Origin of the sequence: Leptolyngbya sp. FACHB-36 (assembly GCF_014695955.1) — a bacterium.
In the GTDB taxonomy this organism is placed as follows: domain Bacteria; phylum Cyanobacteriota; class Cyanobacteriia; order Leptolyngbyales; family Leptolyngbyaceae; genus FACHB-36.
Map to the genome: position 1 here is coordinate 1 of NZ_JACJPG010000044.1, position 1,544 is coordinate 1,544.

Genomic DNA, 1,544 nt, shown 5'->3' on the forward strand with positions numbered 1-1,544 from the left:
ACTCTGGCGGCAGCGGATCGGCGTCGTAGTCGTAGTCATCTACAGCAGCGGTGGAAGTCGTGACCATCATGCTCACTTGGAACTCGTCGTCCCTTTATTATGAAGGGTGCCGTCTGTTTCTCCGAAGCCACCTTGAGCTACTCAACGTCTGCCTCTGATTTCATTTCGTCTGCCCTCGATCGGCTGCGTGCTTTGACCCAACGTAGCGTTCAAACCACTTGGCGCTGTTGGGATGGAGACTTACCAACTGCCCAAGCGTTGTCTGAATGGCACACCTGGACGATCGCAGACCTGAATGCAAAAGAGCATGTTGCGTGGTCGAAGGGAGAGCAGGTGCGATGGTTTGGGCAGGCGATCGTGGTGCCGCAAACGCTGGAGGGCTACCCGCTGCAAGGGCTGTGTTTGCGACTGGCGCTAATGTGGTGGGCAATCGAGGCGCAGATTTTTGTCAACGGGCAATTAGTGCAGGAAGGCGATCTGTTCGACTGCTCGACGCGGTTGCTGCTAAGTGATGCGGTTGCTCCGGGAGAAGAGATTGCGATCGTGCTCCGTCTCGTCAGTCCGGGTCACGACGATGGCGCGCTGGTGCGATCGACTTGCCTGTACGAGTCGCTGGACGGCTTCCCGGAGCCGAGCTTTGTGGCAGATGAGTTGGCAGTGCTGCACACCTACCTGCAAGCGCTGAGTCCTGAGCAGTTGGATACGCTGGCAGAGGCGATCGGACAAATCGATTGGGCGATGCAGAGCGATCGGGCAGCATTTGATCACAATCTGGCGCAATTGCGCCAGCAGCTTCTACCGTTAGCCGAGCCAGTTAAGCAGCGCCAAATTCAGCTAATCGGTCATGCTCACTTGGATATGGCGTGGCTGTGGACCGTTGATGAAACGTGGCAAGCCGCAGAGCGCACGTTTGAATCGGTGCTAAGTCTACAACAGGATTTTCCGGAGCTAACGTTTTGTCACTCCACCCCTGCGCTGTACGAATGGATCGAGCAGAATCGCCCGGACTTGTTTGAACGGATTCGCCAGCAAGTTGCAGCAGGAACATGGGAGCCTGTTGGTGGGCTTTGGGTAGAGCCAGAGTTGAATTTGATTGGGGGAGAGGCGATCGTTCGTCATATTCTCTACGGTCAGCGCTATTTTCAAGAAAAATTTGGCGACATTAATCGGATCGCGTGGCTTCCCGATACCTTTGGTTTCAACTGGCAACTGCCGCAGTTTCTCAAGCAGGGCGGCATTGAGTATTTTGTGACGCAGAAGCTTCGCTGGAACGATACGACGCAGTTTCCTCATGAGATTTTTCAGTGGCAGGCTCCGGATCAGAGTCAGGTGTTGGGTGTAATGTCGGCTCCGATCGGCGAAGGCATCGACCCCATCAAAATGGCGACCTATGCGTGCGAGTGGGAAAACAAAACGGGGATGCCTCAATCCCTCTGGCTTCCGGGCGTGGGCGATCACGGAGGCGGACCCACACGCGACATGCTGGAATTGGCGAGACGATGGCAGCGATCGCCCTTTTTCCCAGAAGTAGAATTTACAACAGC

At 55.5% G+C, this 1,544-nt stretch carries 1 pseudogene; it reads left to right on the forward strand.

Annotated elements, in window-relative coordinates:
- Window positions 1–99 precede the first annotated feature (99 nt).
- Window positions 100–1,544: pseudogene (locus H6F43_RS22885) on the forward strand (alpha-mannosidase); the annotation flags it as partial.